We start from the raw sequence: 19,219 nt of genomic DNA on the forward strand, positions 1-19,219 counted from the left end.
AAATGACCCTTTATGGGAAGGAATCCTCATGCGTGCCAGACTCGCCACGGCTGCCGTGTCGCTCACCGTCGCCCTGGGTGGCCTCACCCTCGCCCCTGCCGCCCAGGCAGCGACGGCGCACCAGCCTTCCGTGGCACCGCTGGTCAGGGCGGCGGCCGCCGATTTCAACGTGGGGGGCTTCTGGACCATCTACCAGAGCAACTCGGCCAATGCGACGCTCTCCGTGACTCAGGACGCCCAGGGCAACCTCACCGGCACCGCCAGGACGGGAAGTTCGACGACAGGCACCATCGAGCAGGGGTTCGTGGACGGCGGCTCCCTCTACTTCGTCATCGCCTGGAGTGATGGCGCAAGGGGCCGCTACATCGGCTCCCGCGGCTCCGACGGCCGCCTCACCGGAGTCACCACCGACCTGGCCCAACCCACCAGTCAGGCCACGTGGTACACGACCTGGACGTTCTGACCTGACATTTACGGGCCCGTATCCGCAGCAGGCCCCGGCACGGTGCCGATCCCTATTCCCAGGCTGCTACAGGCTTCGCGGTGCTGCGCTGGACGCATCTCACCCACCACTCCCGTGGTGTGGGCCGCGTCGCGGAGGACTTCAGCAATGGCTCACTGAATCAGGTCGGTGTGCGGATGCCTGAGGCCCGGGGATGTGCGGGTGACGATGAGGTGTGCGCGGCCGCACGGCATCATGGATGCCATGGATACACCGAGCACCGACTGGATCACCATCGCCGCGTACGAGAACCTCCCGGGGCGTCTTCAGCCGATGGCAGCAGCACGCGCTTGACTGCGCGACCGCGGCATTGACTGGATGCCCTTCGATCCTCATGAAATCCAGTGGGGCTTGGCCTGCGGCATCGGTCCTGACGGCCACTGGCACGGCTGGTTCGACGTCCGCATCCGCGCCCAGGCGCTACGGCGGCTCGGGCTCCACCCCGACCAGCCCACCGCCATCGTCACTGGCTCATCTCCGCCCGGATGGTGGCATGCCGCAGCAGAGCGCAACGCTCACCAGCGCCCTTAGGACCCTTACTACTGGCCGCCGCCTCGATCCGGTGCCAGAAGGACACCCCGCAGGCGCAGCCACGGAACGCCGTGCAGGCCGACACGGAAAAGGTCTCTTACCCGGCACGGGTAAGAGACCTTTTGGTGGAGCGCCCGGCAGGCCTTGCACCTGCATCTCCCACCGGTTGGTGGACGTCTTTCCTTGGACCACAGACGCGCGACTCCCGCCCTCAGGCCGAAGCTGCACCATGATCATACTTGATCAGCGAACCGGCATCGACCAGTCTCATCACGTGCCGAACTCGTCGATGAAGCTGTCGCAGTGCTCCAGCAGGGTTGGATACCTTCGCGGCCGGTCCGGGCGTCCCTCGTAGCTCTGGCAAGCAATCGGAGAGCGTCGACGCCGAGGATGACCGGCGTTGACGCGGCTGGGACCTCTCTGACTTGAGCAATATGGCAGGGAAATGGCAGAATCCGCAGGGTTTTTCGGTGGGTTGTGCCCTGCGTGTGCCCGCTGGGGCACGTCTGCGAAGGGCACGGCACGCGAAGGAACGACTAGGACTTGTCCGGCCGGTCATGTGACAGAGGCAGCGGGAGACGGCGGTCTTGCCTGTTTGTTGAGCGGTTACAGAGGCGCCAATTCCACCCTGCCTGCGAAGCGGCCACCCACTTGATCGGCGAGCCAATGGACGCGGGCGATCTGGTCGCCGTTCCGGTCCCGGACGTGCACGTGGACGGTGTGGTCCTGCGACGGCTCGTCCTGGTAGAGGTCCCGGGAATTCACTGTCAGGGTGAGGTACGCGTACTTCTGCGAGATCGCCTCCAGTCCCGCTTCGGGAACCGCAGGCCATGCGTTCAGATCCCACCGAACAGCCGCGGGATCTGGCCCCAGAGCGCCGATGAAGGGCTCGGCGCGGTCCAGCGGACGACCCCAGTCGAACACTTGGATCGGCAGGCAGTCTGCAGGGTTGTCGCCGGCCTCCGACGAACCGTGCTCCTTGCCGGCCGACGCCCACCATTCGAGGTCAGGCAGTACGTGACGTACTTGCGCCAGGACATCCGGAGACCTGATCACGGCTTCAAAGTCGACCTCTGCCTGACCGATGTCTGCCATGCCCAGCAAGGTACGCACCGCACGTATCGCTTCAGGCAGGTCAGCGGTGGTGAGGACAGCAGCCGCAGCAGAGTTACTCATCCCGGAACCATAAGACGGCACTCCCAGACCGGCCCGAGCGGGGCAGCCTGACTGTCGGTCTTCTCCGGGATCCTCTTCGGCCTTGGCACGCTGATCGCTCTGCTCGGCCCGGTCTCCGGGGCGCACTTCCGCGATGTTCGCCCAGCCAGTGGTGAAGTGGTCCACCCACGACCGGTTCGCCGGCCACCTGTGGCTGGGGGAGCTGGTGGCCACCGCCGGCCTGATTCTGTTGATCTACGATCTCGGCCGCGTCGGCCGCGCGCAGCTGGCGCCGGTCGCGGTCGCGTCCTTCATCGGCGCGGCGTACTGGTTCACTTCCTCCACAGCTTCGCCAACCCGACAGCCCACCGGACAACGGTCCCGCTACCGGGGCCTCTGTACAGAGAACTCGTTGCCGTCGGGGTCGAGCAGCAGCGCCCGGCCTCCGTCGCCCGCACCGGTGTCGGTGCGCGTCGCGCCCAGCGAGACCAGGCGGTCGACCTCCGCTTCCCAGTCGGCGTCGGTGGGGAGCGCCAGCTCGAGGTACAGCCTGTTCGTGCCCGTCTTCGGTGCCACCGGAGGACCGCCCCACGTGATCTTCGTACCGCCGTTCGGCGATTGGATCGCCGTCTCCTGGTCCTGGTCCCAGACCAGCGGCCACCCCAGCGCCTCGCTCCAGAAATAGCCGACCTCCTGCGTACCGTCGCAGGCCAGCGCTCCGATGAAGCCGGTGTCGGCGAGGAACTTGTTGCCCGCCTGGATGACGCAGAACTCGTTGCCGTCTGGATCGGCGAGCACCACGTGCCCCTCATCCGGTAGTTGGCCCACATCGATGTGTTTCCCGCCGAACTCCAGGGCCCTGGCCACCGTCTGCTGCTGATCCTCCGGGGAGGTGCTCGTCAAGTCGAAGTGCGCTCGGTTCTGACCGATCTTCGGCTCCTGGCTCGGCAGGAAACGGATGCGGAACCCGGCGGCATCAGGGGGCAGGATCGCGATGTCGTCGTCCGGACCGTCGGCCAACGCCCAGCCCAGGACCCCGGACCAGAACCGCGCCAGGCTCGCCGGCCGGGTCGCATTGAAGCAGATCGCGAACAGTTGACTGGTCATACCCCGAGCATCTCCGATCCACTGACGGTCACACGGCGGTCACACGGCTCCTCACACTTGCCGCGAGCGCAGCCTAGGGTGGCAGTGCAGCACCCGCATCCGACTTTCCGTCGCGGCGGGAGCCCGGTCTCTCAAACGGGACGACGGGGACGTCGAGGGCGTGAGCGAGGCGTGCCAGGTGTTGAGGCGGCCGTTGGTGCAGCCCTGCTCGATTTCGATGAGGATGCATGAGAATGCGTCTGGCCAGGCCACTGCGGCGGGCGAGTTCGTCGTGGATCCATCCGCGCTCGCCCCGCAACCGTCCCAGCTCCAGGCGCAGGGCAGTGAGGTCCAGGTTGGGCAGGAAGAACGTCACCCCACCATCCGACGGTGCAGAACCCTGCCCTGCCCTGCCCTGCCAGTGCAGACCTCTGCCCTATTGCCGCAGGTGGCGGCCACACCGGTCAGGGCAGAGGTCTCCACGACCGTTCCGTCCGCCCCTCCCCCATCAAGCACCGTGGAGGACGAGCTTCCTGGACCCGGCCAAGGTCGTCACCGTCCACGCATGTGGCGTGCAGCGCACGGAGCTGGGTGACCTTCCCTTCGGCCCAGACCTCGTACATCAGACGGTCGACGCCCTCACCTACGCGGCCCATGACCGCCAAATCCACCGGAAGATCCGCATCTGGCCTCCGGCCACGACGAGGTGACCAGCGACCTGGGTCAGCAAAAACGAGCAACCAAGGACCTGTTGCGTCAGTCCACGGACTTCGTCAAGCAGCAGCGCCATCTACGACCTCACCACGGTGGGTCTGGATTTATCGAGCAGTAGTGGCTCTGGTCCACTTCTGGTGGTCGCTTACCTTGAGTGACTGCCGATCTTCGTGTCGCGGTGTGTGGGAGAGTCACTGAGCACGCCTGTGCACGTCTGCCGTCTCGATGGGCTCGAGGAAATCGGTGAACTCGGTGAACTCGGTGAACTCGGTCTGGAGGCCGTCGGGCAACGCCTTGAGCGGATCAGGCGGTGATCGAGTGCTGGCACCCAGCGGCGTTCACTGATTGGCGGCCAGCACTGCCGCGAGGCCCTCTTGTAGATCTTTGACGAAATAGTCGGGAACCTCCAGCGACGGGAAATGCCCCCCGTTTTCGGGCGACCTCCATCGGACGATTTGTCGGTACCGCTCCTGTGCCCAGGCGCGCGGACACTTCTCGACGTCGCGGGGATACATAGTGATTGCCGACGGGACGTCGACCCGAAGTTCGGGGTCCAGCGAGTTGTGGCTTTCGTAGTAAATGCGGGCCGCCGATGCGCCGGTCCGCGTCAGCCAATACAGGGTGACGTTGTCGAGAATGCGGTCTCTGGAAATCGTCTCGAACGGGCTGTCTTCGGTGTCTGACCACTCGGCGAACTTGTCGAGGATCCAGGCAAGAAGCCCGACCGGTGAGTCGACGAGCGAGTAGCCGATGGTCTGCGGTCGGGTCGCCTGCTGCTTCGCGTACGCCGCGCGGTGGCGCCAGAAGTCGCGGGTTTCCTCGGTCCACTTACGCTCAACCGCCGTCAGCCCGTCCGTTGTCAGCCCGGGCGGTCCCTCCGCGAACGTTGTGTGGATGCCGAGAACGTGCGCCGGGAACCTGCCGCCGAGAACCGTGGTGATATTACCTCCCCAATCACCGCCGTGGGCTGCGAACTTGCTGTAGCCGAGCCTTCCCATCAGTTCTACCCATGCGGCCGCAATCTTTTCGGTTCCCCACCCCGTGGTGGCCGGCTTGTCGCTGTAACCAAAGCCTGGTAGCGACGGGACCACGACGTGGAACGCCGGTGCGTCTGCATCTTTCGGATCTGCCAGCTCCTGCACTACATCGACGAACCGGGCAATGCTGTCTGGCCAGCCGTGCGTCAAGAGCAGAGGAGTGGCATCCGCGCGCGGGGATCGGCAGTGCAGGAAGTGGATTCCCAGATCATCAATGGTCGTGCGGAACTGGCCGATCCGGTTGAGGCGCTCTTCGAACGACCGCCAGTTGTACCCGGTGCGCCAGTAGTTCACGACATCGACGAGGTCAGCGAGAGGAACGCCCTGTTCCCATCGGCGAGGGTCGGGCGCGGCGCGATAGACCGTCTCGGCCTCCGGTAGTCGCGCCGCGGCCAATCGCGCGCGTAGATCGTCGAGATCGGCGTCGGTTGCGTGGGCTTCAAATGCTTGCACGTCGCTGGTTGGACGGAGCATGAGACCTCCTGGCCATCGCGGGACCGGCTGCGAACTATCGCGAACCGGCTAAGCCGGTTCTAGCAGGTTTCCGAGCCACGCCGCAACCGGCTAAGGTGGTTCCATGCGCGCTGAGTTCCCTGACTTCCGCCTCGGTAAGGTGCTGGCAACCAGCTTCACGGGGACCCTGTCGGAGCGGCATGGCGACGCCGTGGAGCGCATTCCCACGCCGCACCGACTCGTCGACTGGCTGGCGGTGAACGGCCTCGCCGTGGACTCCTGCACCCTTGCCCAGCTCGACCTCGCTCGGGAACTGAGGGAGTCGATTCACGCCGCCGCGACAGCGGCCGCGATCCAGGACGCTCTCCCTGCGTCTGCTGTCCAAGTCATCAATGACTGCAGCGCTCAGGGTCGGGCCGCAGCGATCCTGACACCCGAGGGCAAGCGGCAATGGCGGCTCAGCTCGGCTTCCCGCGTCGAAGATGCCCTCAGCGTGATCGCCGCCGACGCGATCAGCATCCTCGCGGGCGAACGAGACGGAAAATTGGCCTTGTGTGCATCACCGACCTGCCAAGCCGCCTTCTTCGACACCAGCCAGAGTCGCACCCGCAAATGGTGCGACATGAACACGTGCGGGAATCGTCAGAAGAAAGCGCGCTTCCACGCCAACCAGCGCAAAAACCTCAGATCAGCGGAGTGATCGTTACCTCGGTGCATCCCAGTGAGCCCCACGCCTGCGACACATCCGCCACGTTGGATGCACCTCAACGGCACCACTAAGAAGTCATCTCAATTGGCTCGGTAGGCTGTCGGCTGTGGTGGGGATCGTTGAGCGGCTGGTGCCGAACGAGTTGTGAGAGCTGTTCCAGAGAGTGGTGCCTGAGGCGCCGACGCGACCTCAGGGTGGCGGCCGACGTCGGCACGGCGACCGCGAGGTTCTGGCCGCGATCGTGTTCGTCGCCACATCGGGCTGCACGTGGCAGCAGCTGCCCGCAGCGTCTCTCGGACCGTCCGGGGCAACGGCTCACCGCCGTTTCACCGAGTGGACGAAGGCACACGTGTGGGCCAAGCTCCACCGCCTGGTCCTCGACGAACTCGGCTCCCGCGGCGACCTGGACTGGTCTCGTTGCGCGATCGGCTCGGTGAATATGCGGGCCCTGAAAAGGGGGAGCTGACAGGTCCGAATCCTGTCGACCGAGGCAAGTACGGCTCAAAGATCCACCTGATCACCGAGCGGAACGGTCTGCCCCTGTCCGTCGGAATTTCAGGTGCCAATCTCCACGACAGCCCGGCCCTGGTCCCGCTTGTGAAAGGCATACCTCCGGTCCGCTCGCGCCGAGGTCCTCGTCGGCGCAAGCCCGGCAAGCTCCACGCCGACAAGGGCTACGACTACGCTCACCTGCGGCGATGGTTATCCACGCGGGGCATCCGGCACCGCATCGCCCGCAAGGGCATCGAGACCTCACAGCGGCTGGGACGCCACCGTTGGACCATTGAACGCACGATGGCCTGGCTCGCTGGCTGCCGCCGACTCCACCGCCGCTACGAGCGCAACGCCGACCACTTCCTGGCCTTCATCAGCATCGCCTGCACCCTGATCTGCTACCGCAGACTCTCAAATTGAGATGGCCCGTTAGGGGCGAGGCGGGGCCGTTGCGGGCAGTCGGCTTCAGGTGCCTGTGGTCACGATGGTTGCTGTACTTCGAATGCTGTACAGCCCCACCGCGGCGGTCCGTTGCTTCCTGCCTGGACAGCCAGGCGTACCACGGGGCCACGGCGATCAGGCAGCAGATCAGCGCGAGCGACGTGACGTTGAACCCGCCGTGGAAAACGGACGCGGCTAGGTACGTGGCGCCGGGCAGGTGGTCAGCAGCACCATGGCCACCATCGGATCCCCGCGCTGCAGACCGGCCTGCAGCAGGAACAGCGGGATAGCCACCGCCAGTACGCCCAGCAGGAGCGGGGCGGACGGCTCGGCCACCCACCGGTGACTGGGGCCGCCAGCCGCCACCAGGAGTGCCCCGCCGCACAGGTAGATGAGGTGAAAGCGGTGGGCGGTCACGTACACGGGGTCAATGCCGCGCCGCCCCAACTCGGCTGAGATCAAAGCCAGTACGGCGGCCCCAGTGCCGGCGCCGACCACTAGGAGTTGTCTTCACATGTCACGCCCACATCAGGAGCGATGCGAGGATGACGGCTGCTTGCGATAGCTGCCGATCTTGACGTGAGCGACGAGGGGGCTGAGGGACACCGGAACGAAAGCCCGTGCTAAAAGATCGTTGCATGTGGGTTCAGCGAGTGGTCGAACTGACCGGGTGGGAGCCGCTCGGGATCTCCGTCGACTGGGCGGCGATGGAGGGAGAGCTGGGAGTTCCGCTGCCGGCGGACTACAAGGAGCTCTACGAGGCGTTCGGCGGCGGCGTCTTCAGTGATTCCCTCTACTTTCTGGGGCGCGACGAAGGCCCCGCGTTCGACTTCCTGAGACAGTGGCGGGTCTCCCTGTCGGTCGACCAAGACAGCAAGTTCGGAGACGTCTCCGCCGTCGAGCCCTATGCGATCTACGCGCCGGGCGGCAAGGGGCTGGTTGAGTGGGGCTCCACCGAATGGGCCGACGAATACTTCTGGCTGATCGATGCCGAGCGGCCGGGCGAGTACCCCGTCCTCGCACGGTCCAATGACATCGGCGCATGGCACCGGTACGACATGTCCACCTCGGAGTTCCTCTACCGCGTCCTTGCCGATACCGATTTCCAGCCGTTCGGGATCGCGCAGTACGACCTCGGCACGACGTTCACGCCCGGCTCGGGCGAGGGGTGAGTGACGGTGTGTCGTACCCGGGGCGGATCGTGACGGAGAGTACAAGCGCCGGTTTTTGCACCGTTGTTCGTTAACCTTCGAAGATGGCAGGCTTCGGGGTGCCCAGGAATTGCCGTGACCTGCGTGACCCGGCGCCCTGACCAAGATTCGTAGGTGTCCGGTCCCCCTCCGCAGCGTTCCACCGCCCGCGGACGACGCCTTCGGCGGCCAGTCGCTCTGACGAACGGCTGGCCTTCCCACGTTCTTGGAACACGACAGTGCCGTCGTTTCTCATCGAGATCCGTGAGCCAGGTGATCATCAACTGCCTCAGGAACCGGTCGCCAACGCTGTTCCTAGAGAGGTTCTGGCTCAACTCCCGTGATGTGGTCATTGGCCGTCACGCCAGCACAACGCGTGTGCTCACAGTCCTTGAAGACGACCTCTATGCTCCGGAACATCCGGCGGCCCGGGCGCTGTTGCTCACCACGACCCCAGCCCCGAGCCCTGCTCTGCAGGCCTGGCTGGGCACTATCGAAGGGCTCGTCCCCCTGCACCACAAGGCAACGTGAACAGCTACTGATCCACAGGCTTTCACAAGGGAGCCAAGCAGGGTTGGCGCGGCGGACGGCGCGATGCCGGGGGGGGCGGGGGCCGCCGCTCGGTGCGCGGGGTGGGACGACCATGGCGGTCCAAGACAGCCACCAAGGCCGTCGGCAAGTGGATCCCGTTTCTCCCTGAGGTGGTGAGGGCCGTAAAGCCGCTCGCCACGACATCTCGACAGATGGAGAGCGATGATCACGCCACCTCACTGGGCTTCGCATCGTCGAATGATCGAACGCCGATATGATCATGCCCGTTGTCGAATAACGGGGGTTGGCCAGTGCAGACCAAGAAGCGTCGAATCAGCGTGGCGGCAGCCGCGGCTGCCTGCGGAATCTTGGCCCTGGCGTCCGGATGCAGCAACACTCCTACCACTGGCAAGCACGACACCAAACCGACAGCCTCCGCCACCGCAGATTCCAGTTCCCCGGCCACGCCGAGTGCCTCCACCAACCTCAAGCCGGTCCAGGGCCAACGGCTGCGTCACCTCTTGCTGACCACTGGTGACCTGGGGCCGGGGTACACCCAGACCGAGACACCCGAGGATGAGAAGGCCGCCGACCCTCATCGGTACGACGACATAGGCATGAGCGGGTGCCCCGCTCTGGAAGAGCTGGGCAAACACAGCGACGAAGTCGAGTTCGCGACGAAGACCTCCGCCGGCTTCACGTTCGGCGCGGATTCGACGCTGGGAGAGGAGTTGGACAGCGATACGCCGTCCAAGCTGTCGGCGGGGCTGCGCAGGCTCGTGCATGCCCAGACGGCCTGTCCCACCTACACCATGACCTCAGGCAGTACCCCGGTCACCGTCACGGTGCACAAGGATGCCGCTCCCGTCCCGGGTCCCGACGCCTACGCGTACACGACCACGTTCAGCGGCCCGGCAGGGACCTCAGTGCTGAAGACGGCCGCCGTCCGCCGCGGCAACGTACTGGTGACGCTTGTGGGTGCGCCCGCCTTGGTCGACGGGCACATCGAGGCCGCCGTCGCGAAGATCCCCGCCGGCTGAGCCGCACTTCAGCCCACGCGTGTGCAACGGACGTGATACTGGTGGACTCTCCTCTTCAACTGTCGCCAGTTCTCGTGCCTGCCAGTGCGTACGATCCGGCAGGAGACTCCCGGCCCCAGCCAGCCGGCTGAGGCGACCCGCGACGACGCGGCGGCTCCTTGCCGGAGCGCTTGTCCAGGCAACGACGAGGCCACCTCGTCCAGCGCGAGCACTGGACGAAGTGGTCGGGCTCGGCGGGAGGTCAGCGCAGGAGGGAGAACTTCTTGGTCAGCGGATCCAGCACATCGCGCTGCCCGAAGACGGCGATTCCGTAGTAGTCGAGCGCCTGCTCCGGCGTGGTCTTCATCCGGTCGAGCTGTTCTGCGTAGGTATCCCCGGTCATCTCTGCGGTGAAGTCGGTGTACAGCAGCCCTGAAGCGTCGGCCTGGTCGCGCAGTCGCCGGACCCAGGCCGGGCGCCCTTCGAGGACCACGAGGGAGAGCCCGGAAATGGGGGCGTGGCTGCCGGCGTCAGCGTCCGAGAACGTAAGGAACGACATCTTGCGCAGCAGCTCCGGCTGTTCGGTGGCTGCCTTGGCGGCCAGTCCCAGGCACAGGTGCGACGCCGCGTTGGCCGCCACCCCGGGCGGAAGCTTCGCCTTGAGGGCGACGACGAACTTATAGCGGCTGTCGACCTCAGTCGCGTCGACACAGGTAGGGCGCGAAGTGGGCACGGTCATGTGGACCTCTTTCAAGCCTTCAAGGGATGTCGTTGAGGGGAGCCTCGGGCGTTGATCCCTAGGGACTGGCCCGGACTGGCACGCCGGTCTTGTACATTCCTGCACCCTCATCTGCTACGGCAGCCTTACCAATTGAGATGGCTTGTAAGAGCCATCCATCGCCTTCGAGCAACGTCCTCGATCAGTACGTCTGCGTTTACTGATCGGCGACGGTCATCGGCTCTTCGCAGTCAGGGGTGTCGGTGGTAGGCGTGGAGGACAGCGGAAGGAAGGTCAGTGCTAAAAGATGGGTGCATGTGGGTTCAGCGAGTGATCGAATTGACCGGGTGGGAGCCGCTCGGGATCTCCGTAGACTGGGCGGCGATCGAGGGAGAGCTGGGGGTTCCGCTGCCGGCGGACTACAAGGAGCTCTACGAGGCGTTCGGCGGCGGCGTCTTCAGTGATTCCGTCTACTTTCTGGGGCGGGACGAGGGCCGCGGGGCGTTCGACTTCCTGAAACACTGGCGGGTCGACCTGTTGGTCGACCAGGACAGCACGTTCGGAGGCGTCTCCGCCGTCGATCCCTATGCGGTCTACGCGCCGGGCGGCAAGGGACTGGTTGAGTGGGGCTCCACCGAGTGGGCCGACGAGTACTGCTGGCTGATCGATGCCGAGCGGCCTGGCGACTACCCCGTCCTTGCGCGGTCCCATGACGGCGGCCCATGGCACCGATACGACATGTCCACCTCGGAGTTCCTCTACCGCGTCCTTGCCGATGCCGATTTTCAACCTTTCGGGATCGCGCAGTACGACCTCGGCACGGTGTTCACGCCTGGCTCGGGCGAGGATGAGTGACGGCGTGGGTCGTATTCGGGCCCGAGCGGGGATGTGTCCTCATCGCTGGGTAGTCGTTCGACGTGATTCGCCTGGAGGGCGGGATGTCGCGTAGAGCGCAGGCTTCGGACTGCCCAGGGACCGCCGCCCTGACCTGCGTGATACGGCGCCCTGACAAGATTCGTAGGTGTCCTGTGCCCTTCGTAGCGTCCCACCGACCGACCGCGGACGACCCCTTCGGCGTTCTTGAGCACGGCAGTGCCGTCGTTTCTCATCTCCAACTCGCGGTCCGATATGGTCTCCACTCAAGGCGGGCCTGCTCGGAACGGCGCACGCTCTGGCCGGACGCCAGCGAGTCCACGTCTTGAGCAGAAAGCCTGCACTGCCCTCCGCCAGGGCGCGCAGCACGTTCTGCTGCTCCCCGAAGGTGGTGAGGATCAGCACTGCGGCCCCGCAGACGTCGTAGGTCGAGTGGTATGCGGCGATCCGGCGTGACCACCGTGCTGGGATGTCGATGCGGGCCGCGCAAGTGCGGGGGGACGTACCGGGCGGTGCGGAAAGCGGTGAATTTTGCATGGCCGGAGCCGCGGAAGAAGCTCCCGTCGCGTGCGACCGCGCTCGATCCGTACCAGTCGGTGATCGAGCAGGTGCTACGTGGCTGGCCGGAAGCCTGCGCTCCTGGCGGCGTCCGGGAAGGCAGCGGCGGAGGCGTTCGTCCCTCAGTCCCACCAGCCCCGCAGGAGGCTGAGGTCGACTTCGGTGACGTCAAGGTGTGGTTGGTCGGTGAGCCGACCACCTGCTGTCCGGTCACCAGCCGACTCGTGGAGGTTCACGGGAAATGACGGCAGTGCCGTGTCGCGGCAAAGGGCGGCGGCCCCGTAACCGGGGGGCCGCCTTTGGGTGTGACGGCTTGGCTCAGGCGGTGTCGCGGGCCGCGCGGCGGCGTACTGCGAGGGCTGCGCCGCCACCGGCGGCGATCAGCACGGCAGCCATGCCGGCCATCGCCGCGGTGTTGTCGTTCGTGCCGGTTTCGGCGAGGTCGGAGTCCTTGGCCGCAGTCGACGGGGCGCTGTTGGTCTTCATGGTCCTGGCGATCCAGCCCGCGTAGGCGGGCGCGCTGGTGTAGAGGCCGGGGCCTTGCGAGCACGGCACCTTCGGGGCGCCGGGGCCCGAGGTGACGCCGATCAGTTCCCAGCGGCCGTTTTGGCCCTTTTGGACCTGCGGCCCGCCGGAGTCCCCGGAGCACGCCATGGCCTTGGGCACGGTGGTGAGCGTGCACAGCCGGGTCCGGTCCGCGTAGCCGGGCGCGCACTCGGACGCGGCGCCCCTGCGGGTGTTCAGCTCCTGCAGCCGGTCCGGGAACCTGAATTCGGTGTCGACGGTGGTGCCGAAGCCCAGGATTCGGGTCGGCGTGCCGGGTCGCCCCACCTGCTCGGCGATCTTGATGGGTTGCTGGGCGACCGGGCGGTCCAGGCGTATCAGGGCGATGTCGTTCTTGTTGGCGACCTTGTTGTCGCCGTTCGCATAGCCGGGGTGGACGAAGGTCCGGTCGATCTTCCGGACGGTGCCGCCGGACTTGCGGTGCTTGCTGCCGATGCGCACGATGCCGTCCAGCTTGAGGCCCTCGCCCTTCACACAGTGGGCCGCCGTCAGCACCCACTGCCGATCGATCAGCGACGCCCCACAGTTCCCATCGATCAGGCCCTGGTCCGGGGCCGACTCCGGGATGACCGCCATGAACGGGTAACTCTCGGCGGAGTCCGACCCGTTGACGATGGCACCGGCGCTGCCCGCCATGACCGTGACGCAGGCCGCGGCGGCGAGAGCGCCGACGGCAGCGGTGCGGGCGGTACGGCGGCGCAGCGGCTTGAAACTGAACACAGAGGGTCCTTTTTCCTTGGCGGATCCGTATGCATGCAGCCTCGTTGTTCGATGCCTGCCGGACCATCTGGGCAACGGGTCGGTCGATGGTGGGGCTAACCCCCCTCTGTCCTGGGGAAGACGCGGGGCCCGGAGTGTGGCTGTCCGGCAGAGGACTTCACAGAGCGCCGGGGAAGAGCCGTACAACTGGGATGGCGGTACTGGACGCAGTCTGCCTGGGCCCTGGTGCGGATGTCGCCGCGGTGATCACGCCTCGTCCCGGCCCCGGCCGACCGACGGATGCGAAGAACCGCCGCCCGGCCACCCGGCATGACGTGGGCCGAGTCCTCGCAACGGGCCAGGCACACACCCGCCCGACGCATCAAGGGGCAGGACGTCGCTTCCCTCCGCCGCCAGGACGTCAGCGAAGATCTGGTTCAGTGAGCTGCCGCTGCCCCTACGGGAGTGCGGCTGCCGGCAAGGAGCGCTGCTCGGCGGACCGAGCTGGTGGAGGCGGCCAGCAGCGGCATCCGGACGGCCGGGCTGGGAATGCGTCCCTGGGCGTGCAGCACTCCCTTGATGACTGTCGGGTTCGGTTCGGCGAATAGCGCAGCGGACAAGCGGGCCAACTCCGCTCCGAGCCTGCGGGCGGGTACGCCGGAGCCGCGGCGCCACAACGAGATCAGTTCGGCGTAGTCGGCGGTACGGAGATTGGCCGAGGCGAGAATTCCACCGTGCGCGCCCGCCGCGACGAGGGGTGATATGACCACGTCGTCGCCGCCGAGCACGGCGAAACCGTGCGGTGCGCAGTCGAGCAATTCGACCGTGGTCGCATCGATCGCGCCGGTCGCGTGCTTGACCCCGGCGACCTCTGGCAGGCGGCCGAGTGCCGCAAGGGTGTCGGCGCTGAGAGTCTGCCCGGTGCGGTAGGGAATGTCGTACACGATCAGCGGTATGCCGCCGTGGTCGGCCAGCGCGGTGAAATGCGCCAGTGTCCCCGCTTCACCGGGGCGGATATAGGGCGGCGCGGGAACCAGCGCCGCGGCTATGTCGCCTCTGGTCGCCAGTTCGCGCAGCGACTCGACGGCGGTGGCGGTGTCATTGGTGCCGACCCCGACGATCAGCGGGGCGCCGTGTCCCCGGCAGGCGGCTGAGCAGACTTCCACCACGGTCTGCTTCTCCTCCGCGGTCAATGTGGCAGCTTCCGCGGTGGTGCCGAGGGCGACGAGCCCGGAGGCACCCGCCGACAGCGCCTCGTCGGCGAGTCGGGCCAGCGCATCGGGCGCCAAGCGCAGATCGTCGGTGAACGGAGTCACCAGGGGGACGTACAGGCCGGTGAATTTCGGATCGGACTTCATGGTCCCACCCTTGCTCATGCCGATCCTGTAGGTCCATTGCTGATTTCTGCCGTGATACCTAAGCTGAACTTATGCTTGATGTGCGTCGTCTCTACCTGCTTCGCGAGTTGGACCGGCGGGGCACGATCGCCGCCGTGGCCGAGGCGCTGACCTTCACCGCATCTGCCGTCTCCCAGCAGCTGAGCGTGCTGGAACGTGAGGCAGGCGTGGCCTTGCTTGAACGCAGCGGCAGGCGTGTGATCCTCACGCCCGCCGGCCGGTCCCTCGTCGCACACGCCGATGCCGTGCTGGAACGCCTGGAACTGGCGGTCGCCGAACTCGCCAACGCGCGCGAGGGCATCGGCGGGTCGCTGCGCATCGGGACCTTCCCCTCCGGTGGCCACACCATCGTTCCCGCCGCGCTGGCCGAGCTGGCCCAACGGCATCCCGCACTGGAACCGATGGTGCAGGAGATCGACTCGGCGCGCGTCTCCGACGGCCTGCGAGCCGGCGAACTCGACGTGGCCCTTGTCCACGACTACGACTTCGTACCCGCGTCGCCGGACACCACCGTGGACGAGGTGCCCCTGTTGGAGGAGCCCATGTACCTCGCCACCAACACCGCGACCAAGACCACCAGCCGCGGCAACACCTTGGCAGAGCTGCTCGGTCCTTACGCCGAGGTCCCGTGGATCACCGCACGCGACGGCACGACCGGTCACGCGATGGCCGTACGCGCCTGCCAGGCGGCCGGGTTCCAGCCGAGAATCCACCACCAGGTCAACGATTTCCGCACAGCGCTGGCCCTGGCCGCCATCGGGCAAGGTGCCGGACTTGTACCGGAAATGGCCACTGCGCATCCCCCGGCGGGCGTCGTATTGACCAAGCTGCCGTTGTTCCGTCGATCGAGGGTCGCCTTCCGCGCGGGCGGCGGTACGCATCCGGCGATCGCCGCATTCGTGGCCGCGGCAAGAGCAGCAGTGGGTCAGCGGAAGTGAAGTTCGCCCCCGGCGCCGGCGTGGGCAACTGTGCAGGTCGCAGCCCTCAACGAATGACTGCGGCCGGCAGGCGACGACGTCTCAAGCCCAGACCGCTTTGACCACGCCGTGGCCTGCCGCAGCCGCCCGCCCGTAGAACCGTTGGAGGTCCCCGTGATGAGCGAGGAACTCCTGCCTGGCCTGTTCCTCGTCCCGGCCCCAGCCGACGAGCTTGGCACCGGCGACGCTCCACAACTCGTCGAAGGAGACACTCGCGAGGAAGTGTGCGGCCTGTGACACCCCGGGCGACTCCAGAAGCACCAGGGGTGGGTTGGAGGGGTCTGCGTCCGTGCTGTGCGCCACGGGGCGGCCGCCGTAGATCGGCAGCGTCCAGGGCTTGTCAGAATCTGCCTTCGCATCTGCATCTGCATCTGCATCTGCATCGAGGACTTCGGCTGCGGCGTAGAGGTCATTGACTGAGCTCCAGACCTTGTCGATCGAGTCGGCGAGGCCCGCTGCGTACTCGTCGGGGTGGTTCTCCCAAGCCTTCCCCATGAACGCCGCAAGCCAGGTGTGGTCGTCCCGGATCTCGGATTCCGCGACGGCGCGCAGGTGCAGGTGGATGCTCACGGCGACGAGTCCTTCCATTCAGTGGCCCGCCAGTCAGGCCGAACGGGCAGAACCTACTCGACGGCACTGACAGCGGGACGCCCGGTCTCCTGACGTGGCGCGGGATCCCAGGCACTGCCAAGACGCCCTCCGGCACCGAGCGCCGCGTGCGGAGAACGAGAAGGGCGATGCTCGCGGCCCGGACCAAGAAGGTCCGGGCCGCGGTGAAGCCGGTCGGCGGTCAGCCTCCGGCAGACGTCAGCCGTCGTTCTCCGAGGAGGGAAGGTACGCCCCCGGCACATCCTGCGGCGCGAAGATCTTCTTCTCGCCCGGGTACGGCTTGTTCCAGTTGTGCGTCTCGTACCAGGTGAGGTGGTTCATCTGGGCGGGGTTGGCGTAGTCGGGGATGGCGTGGGGGCCGGTCAGCCGCTGCTTGGACTTCCACTTGTCCCAGATTGCCGCGAGGTCCTGCTTGTCCGCGGGTACCTTCGCGGGCGCGACGGCCGCTGCGTTCGGGCTCTGCGGTGCCGGGGTGTCCGAGCCGCAGGGCGGCTGGGTCTTCAGGCCGTCGGTGAGGGAGACGCGGTTGGGCTGCGCCGTGAACGGGGTGGTGTCCGGGAGGCGGGTGAAGGCGCCGCTCATGGGGCTGGCCGCGCTGTCCTTCTGGTTCATCGGGTGGATCCCGAGGATCTGCTCGATGGTCCGGATCACCGTGATCTGGGTGTAGTAGTGGCTGTCGGTCTTGCCGCGCTGTGCCCAGGGGCTGATGATCTGGATCGGGGCCCGGTGCCCGTCGACGTGGTCGAGGCCGGCCTGGGAGTCGTCCTCGACGACGAAGATGGCCGAGTTCTTCCAGTACTTGCTGTGCGAGATCTTGTCGACCATCTTGCCGACCGCGAGGTCGTTGTCGGCGACCTGGGCGGAGGGGCTCGCGGGACCACCGGTGTGGTCGTTGGAGAACCAGAACATGTTCAGGTTCGCCGGCCCGTTCTTCTCGAAGTCCTGCTTCCAGATCTGGTACTTGTAGACGTCCGGGACGTCGAGGTCGAACATCGGGAAGCCGGGCACCGACACGTCGTTGAGCGAGGGGATCGCCGACCCGACATTGATGGGGTAGTCCGTGGGCTTCCCGGTTGCGTCCATGGTCTTGGCGTCGCAGTACAGGTTCTGCCAGGACGCTCCGGACGGCTTGCTCTCCACCGACTGGAACTCACCGAAGTCCTTGACGGACTTGCCCGCCGCCTGCGCGCCGGTCCACAGGAAACCGGACCTCTGGTGGCCGAGAGCGTCGTTCTCGGTGTCGTAGCTGCGCTGGTACTCGCCGGCCGAGGACTCGGTGTACTCCGGATTGTCGCTCTGCATCAGCCAGTTGTGGCCCTCGGCAGAGTTCGTGCCGATGTCGTAGGTGTTGTCGTACAGCCCGAACTGCCTGGCCATCGCATGCTGGTTCGGCGTCACGTTCTCGCCGAACTGCGCCAGCTTCGCCTCGCCGTTGCCCTGCGGGATGTCGCCGAAGACCTGGTCGTAGGTCCGGTTCTCCTTGACGATCAGGAAGACGTGTTTGATCGGCGAGGGGTCGCCGAGCCGCTGCGGGACCGCTACCGGCTTCGCGGTACTCCTGCCGTCGGCCTTCTTGACGGAGTGGCCCAGCCAGCCGTTCTGCTTGAAGACCTTGGCCGTCTGGGACCTGATGGCGCTGTCGTCGGGCAGCGTGAAGCGCTGCAGGCTGGAGGTGGTGTCGTGGGTGCCGTGCGCGCCGCTGGGGTTGGGGCGACGGGCGTCGATGCCACGGGTGTTGGAGACCAGCACCTGGTTGCCGACGGTGGCGATCTCCGAGGGGAAGTAGTCCGTGGGGAGCAGGCCGACGTAACTGACCGGTTCCTGCGGGCTCTTGTACTTGTATACGGCGACCGCGTTGGCGCGGCCGAGCGTCACCAGGAGATGGCCGTCGTCGGTGAGCGTCACCGCGTTGGGCTCGTAACCCACCGACGCCTCCGGCCACGGACGGGTGGCGATGGTCTGCACGACCTTGTCGGCGGCGATGTTGATGACCGACACGTCGTTGGTGGCGGTGTTGGTGACGAACAGTGCCCCGCCCTTGGCGTAGAGGGCGGTCGGGTGCAGACCGACGTCGATGCTCTTGACGGCGCCATCCGGCTTCGCCAGGTCGATGACGCTGACCGTGCCGCTGGTGGTGGCACCGGTCTTCGGGTTGGCGGGCACCTGGGTGTTGTAGGAGTTGATCGTGGTGTCGCCGGGCTTGGCCGGACGGCCGCCCTCGTTGCTGACGTAGAGCTTGTCGCCGACCTTGACCATGTCGCGCGGGGCGTTGCCCACGTCCCAGCTCTGCTTGACGGCCCCGGTCGCCGCATCGAGGGCGACCACCTTGTTCTGGCCGTTGACCGCGGCGTACACGGTGGAGCCGTCGGACGAGAACACCGGCTCCCCCACCAGCGCGTGCTTGGCGCCGTCCGCCGGGATCCTGAGGAACGTCGGGTTGCTGACGCTGCCGTCCGGGTTCACGGTGAGCTTGGTGTAGCCGTCGGTCTGTCCCAGCCACAGCTGCTTGCCGTCGGGCGAGTACGTGGGGCCTTCCTGGCCCACGGAGTTGCTGCTGAGGCGCGGGTTCGAGGATGCGGAGGCGCTGACGAGCTGCTGCACCTTCCAGTTCTTGCGGTCGACGATGGCCAGCGCCGCTCCGCCGTCGGTCAGCGAGGCCGCGACGTGGGTGCCGTCCGGGCTGACCGAGGACGACATGATCTTGCCGTTGTCGATGACGAGACGGTCGCCGTACGGGGCGATGTACTGGTCGCTGGAGACGACCTGGCCGTCAGCGGTCTGCTGGCCCACCTGGTCGGTGCCGAACTGGTGCGTCTGGGCATAACCGATGCCGGCCGTGGCGGCGAGAACGACCGCGGTGGCCGTTGCCAGGGCACTGCGGCGGCTGAAGCGGCTGAAGCGTCTGTCGAGAAAGCCGGAACGTTCCTTCTCGTCATGTCGACGGCGGCGTATGACCTGCAT

Annotated in this window: 18 protein-coding genes and 4 pseudogenes; 10 read left to right on the forward strand and 12 right to left on the reverse strand. The window is 66.6% G+C overall.

Annotation, left to right across the window (positions count from 1 at the left end):
* Positions 1-28 precede the first annotated feature (28 nt).
* Both ACZ7MX_RS01020 and ACZ7MX_RS01025 read left to right on the forward strand, forming a co-directional pair.
* Entirely contained in the window at positions 29-463 is a 435-nt protein-coding gene (locus ACZ7MX_RS01020; protein WP_472128051.1) for a hypothetical protein, read from the forward strand.
* Positions 464-820: 357 nt separating this feature from the next.
* Complete coding sequence (locus ACZ7MX_RS01025; protein WP_472128053.1) at positions 821-1,033, forward strand: hypothetical protein; 213 nt, start codon at positions 821-823, stop codon at positions 1,031-1,033.
* A gap of 126 nt (positions 1,034-1,159) precedes the next feature.
* Here the strand turns inward: ACZ7MX_RS01025 and ACZ7MX_RS01030 are convergent.
* Positions 1,160-1,231, reverse strand: a pseudogene (locus ACZ7MX_RS01030).
* Between the two features lie 408 nt (positions 1,232-1,639).
* On the reverse strand, positions 1,640-2,209 hold the full coding sequence (locus tag ACZ7MX_RS01035; RefSeq protein WP_472128055.1) for a hypothetical protein: 570 nt from the start codon (positions 2,207-2,209) through the stop codon (positions 1,640-1,642).
* 51 nt (positions 2,210-2,260) lie between these two features.
* On the opposite strand from ACZ7MX_RS01035, the pseudogene ACZ7MX_RS01040 reads away from it, so the two are divergent.
* Positions 2,261-2,537 (forward strand): annotated as a pseudogene (locus ACZ7MX_RS01040) (antitoxin); the annotation flags it as partial.
* A 35-nt stretch (positions 2,538-2,572) separates the two neighbouring features.
* On the opposite strand, the gene ACZ7MX_RS01045 reads toward ACZ7MX_RS01040, so the two are convergent.
* The 3 genes and pseudogenes from ACZ7MX_RS01045 to ACZ7MX_RS01055 all read right to left on the reverse strand — a co-directional run bounded on the left by ACZ7MX_RS01045 (position 2,573) and on the right by ACZ7MX_RS01055 (position 5,499).
* The gene (locus ACZ7MX_RS01045) at positions 2,573-3,295 is read right to left on the reverse strand and encodes a VOC family protein (RefSeq protein WP_472128057.1); all 723 of its coding nucleotides are present in this window, start codon (positions 3,293-3,295) and stop codon (positions 2,573-2,575) included.
* 73 nt (positions 3,296-3,368) lie between these two features.
* Positions 3,369-3,650 (reverse strand): annotated as a pseudogene (locus tag ACZ7MX_RS01050) (XRE family transcriptional regulator).
* Between the two features lie 676 nt (positions 3,651-4,326).
* Positions 4,327-5,499 (reverse strand): epoxide hydrolase family protein, encoded by a 1,173-nt coding sequence (locus ACZ7MX_RS01055; RefSeq protein WP_472128059.1) that lies wholly within the window; start codon positions 5,497-5,499, stop codon positions 4,327-4,329.
* 103 nt (positions 5,500-5,602) lie between these two features.
* Between ACZ7MX_RS01055 and ACZ7MX_RS01060 the strand changes: the two genes are divergently transcribed.
* Together ACZ7MX_RS01060 and ACZ7MX_RS01065 are read left to right on the forward strand one after the other, a co-directional pair.
* Positions 5,603-6,178 carry a CGNR zinc finger domain-containing protein gene (locus ACZ7MX_RS01060; protein WP_472128061.1) on the forward strand — a complete coding sequence of 192 codons (576 nt, stop codon included), beginning with the start codon at positions 5,603-5,605 and terminating at the stop codon, positions 6,176-6,178.
* 160 nt (positions 6,179-6,338) lie between these two features.
* Positions 6,339-7,102, forward strand: a protein-coding gene (locus ACZ7MX_RS01065; RefSeq protein ID WP_472129241.1) for an IS5 family transposase whose coding sequence is annotated in 2 segments (ribosomal slippage) — positions 6,339-6,638 and positions 6,641-7,102 — 762 coding nt in all. Because the reading frame shifts where the segments join, the coding sequence is not laid out codon by codon here.
* A gap of 216 nt (positions 7,103-7,318) precedes the next feature.
* Here ACZ7MX_RS01065 and ACZ7MX_RS01070 read toward each other — a convergent pair.
* Positions 7,319-7,540, reverse strand: a complete 222-nt coding sequence (locus ACZ7MX_RS01070; RefSeq protein WP_472128063.1) for a hypothetical protein — start codon at positions 7,538-7,540, stop codon at positions 7,319-7,321.
* A 221-nt stretch (positions 7,541-7,761) separates the two neighbouring features.
* Here ACZ7MX_RS01070 and ACZ7MX_RS01075 point away from each other — a divergent pair, with 221 nt between their 5' ends.
* From ACZ7MX_RS01075 to ACZ7MX_RS01085, 3 genes are all read left to right on the forward strand, one after another.
* Complete coding sequence (locus tag ACZ7MX_RS01075; protein WP_472128065.1) at positions 7,762-8,295, forward strand: SMI1/KNR4 family protein; 534 nt, start codon at positions 7,762-7,764, stop codon at positions 8,293-8,295.
* Positions 8,296-8,577: 282 nt separating this feature from the next.
* A complete protein-coding gene (locus tag ACZ7MX_RS01080; RefSeq protein WP_472128066.1) occupies positions 8,578-8,844 on the forward strand; it encodes a hypothetical protein in 267 nt (88 codons plus the stop codon).
* A 311-nt stretch (positions 8,845-9,155) separates the two neighbouring features.
* Positions 9,156-9,884, forward strand: coding sequence for a hypothetical protein (locus tag ACZ7MX_RS01085; RefSeq protein ID WP_472128068.1), 729 nt, complete (start codon positions 9,156-9,158; stop codon positions 9,882-9,884).
* 241 nt (positions 9,885-10,125) lie between these two features.
* Here ACZ7MX_RS01085 and ACZ7MX_RS01090 read toward each other — a convergent pair whose 3' ends face one another.
* Positions 10,126-10,602 (reverse strand): DUF2000 domain-containing protein, encoded by a 477-nt coding sequence (locus ACZ7MX_RS01090; protein WP_472128070.1) that lies wholly within the window; start codon positions 10,600-10,602, stop codon positions 10,126-10,128.
* Positions 10,603-10,911: 309 nt separating this feature from the next.
* Between ACZ7MX_RS01090 and ACZ7MX_RS01095 the strand changes: the two genes are divergently transcribed.
* Positions 10,912-11,436, forward strand: coding sequence for an SMI1/KNR4 family protein (locus ACZ7MX_RS01095; RefSeq protein ID WP_472128072.1), 525 nt, complete (start codon positions 10,912-10,914; stop codon positions 11,434-11,436).
* Positions 11,437-11,778: 342 nt separating this feature from the next.
* Here the strand turns inward: ACZ7MX_RS01095 and ACZ7MX_RS01100 are convergent.
* The 3 genes and pseudogenes from ACZ7MX_RS01100 to ACZ7MX_RS01110 all read right to left on the reverse strand — a co-directional run.
* Positions 11,779-11,859: pseudogene (locus tag ACZ7MX_RS01100) on the reverse strand (DNA-binding response regulator); the annotation flags it as partial.
* Between the two features lie 471 nt (positions 11,860-12,330).
* A complete protein-coding gene (locus ACZ7MX_RS01105; protein WP_472128074.1) occupies positions 12,331-13,296 on the reverse strand; it encodes a S1 family peptidase in 966 nt (321 codons plus the stop codon).
* A 416-nt stretch (positions 13,297-13,712) separates the two neighbouring features.
* Complete coding sequence (locus ACZ7MX_RS01110) at positions 13,713-14,633, reverse strand: dihydrodipicolinate synthase family protein (RefSeq protein ID WP_472128076.1); 921 nt, start codon at positions 14,631-14,633, stop codon at positions 13,713-13,715.
* 71 nt (positions 14,634-14,704) lie between these two features.
* Between ACZ7MX_RS01110 and ACZ7MX_RS01115 the strand changes: the two genes are divergently transcribed.
* Positions 14,705-15,610, forward strand: a complete 906-nt coding sequence (locus ACZ7MX_RS01115; protein ID WP_472128077.1) for a LysR substrate-binding domain-containing protein — start codon at positions 14,705-14,707, stop codon at positions 15,608-15,610.
* An 81-nt stretch (positions 15,611-15,691) separates the two neighbouring features.
* Here ACZ7MX_RS01115 and ACZ7MX_RS01120 read toward each other — a convergent pair whose 3' ends face one another.
* Together ACZ7MX_RS01120 and ACZ7MX_RS01125 are read right to left on the reverse strand one after the other, a co-directional pair.
* Entirely contained in the window at positions 15,692-16,219 is a 528-nt protein-coding gene (locus ACZ7MX_RS01120) for a DUF1877 family protein (RefSeq protein WP_472128079.1), read from the reverse strand.
* A 237-nt stretch (positions 16,220-16,456) separates the two neighbouring features.
* A complete protein-coding gene (locus ACZ7MX_RS01125) occupies positions 16,457-19,219 on the reverse strand; it encodes an alkaline phosphatase family protein (RefSeq protein WP_472128081.1) in 2,763 nt (920 codons plus the stop codon).

It is taken from the genome of Streptomyces sp. NPDC107765, from assembly GCF_055657085.1.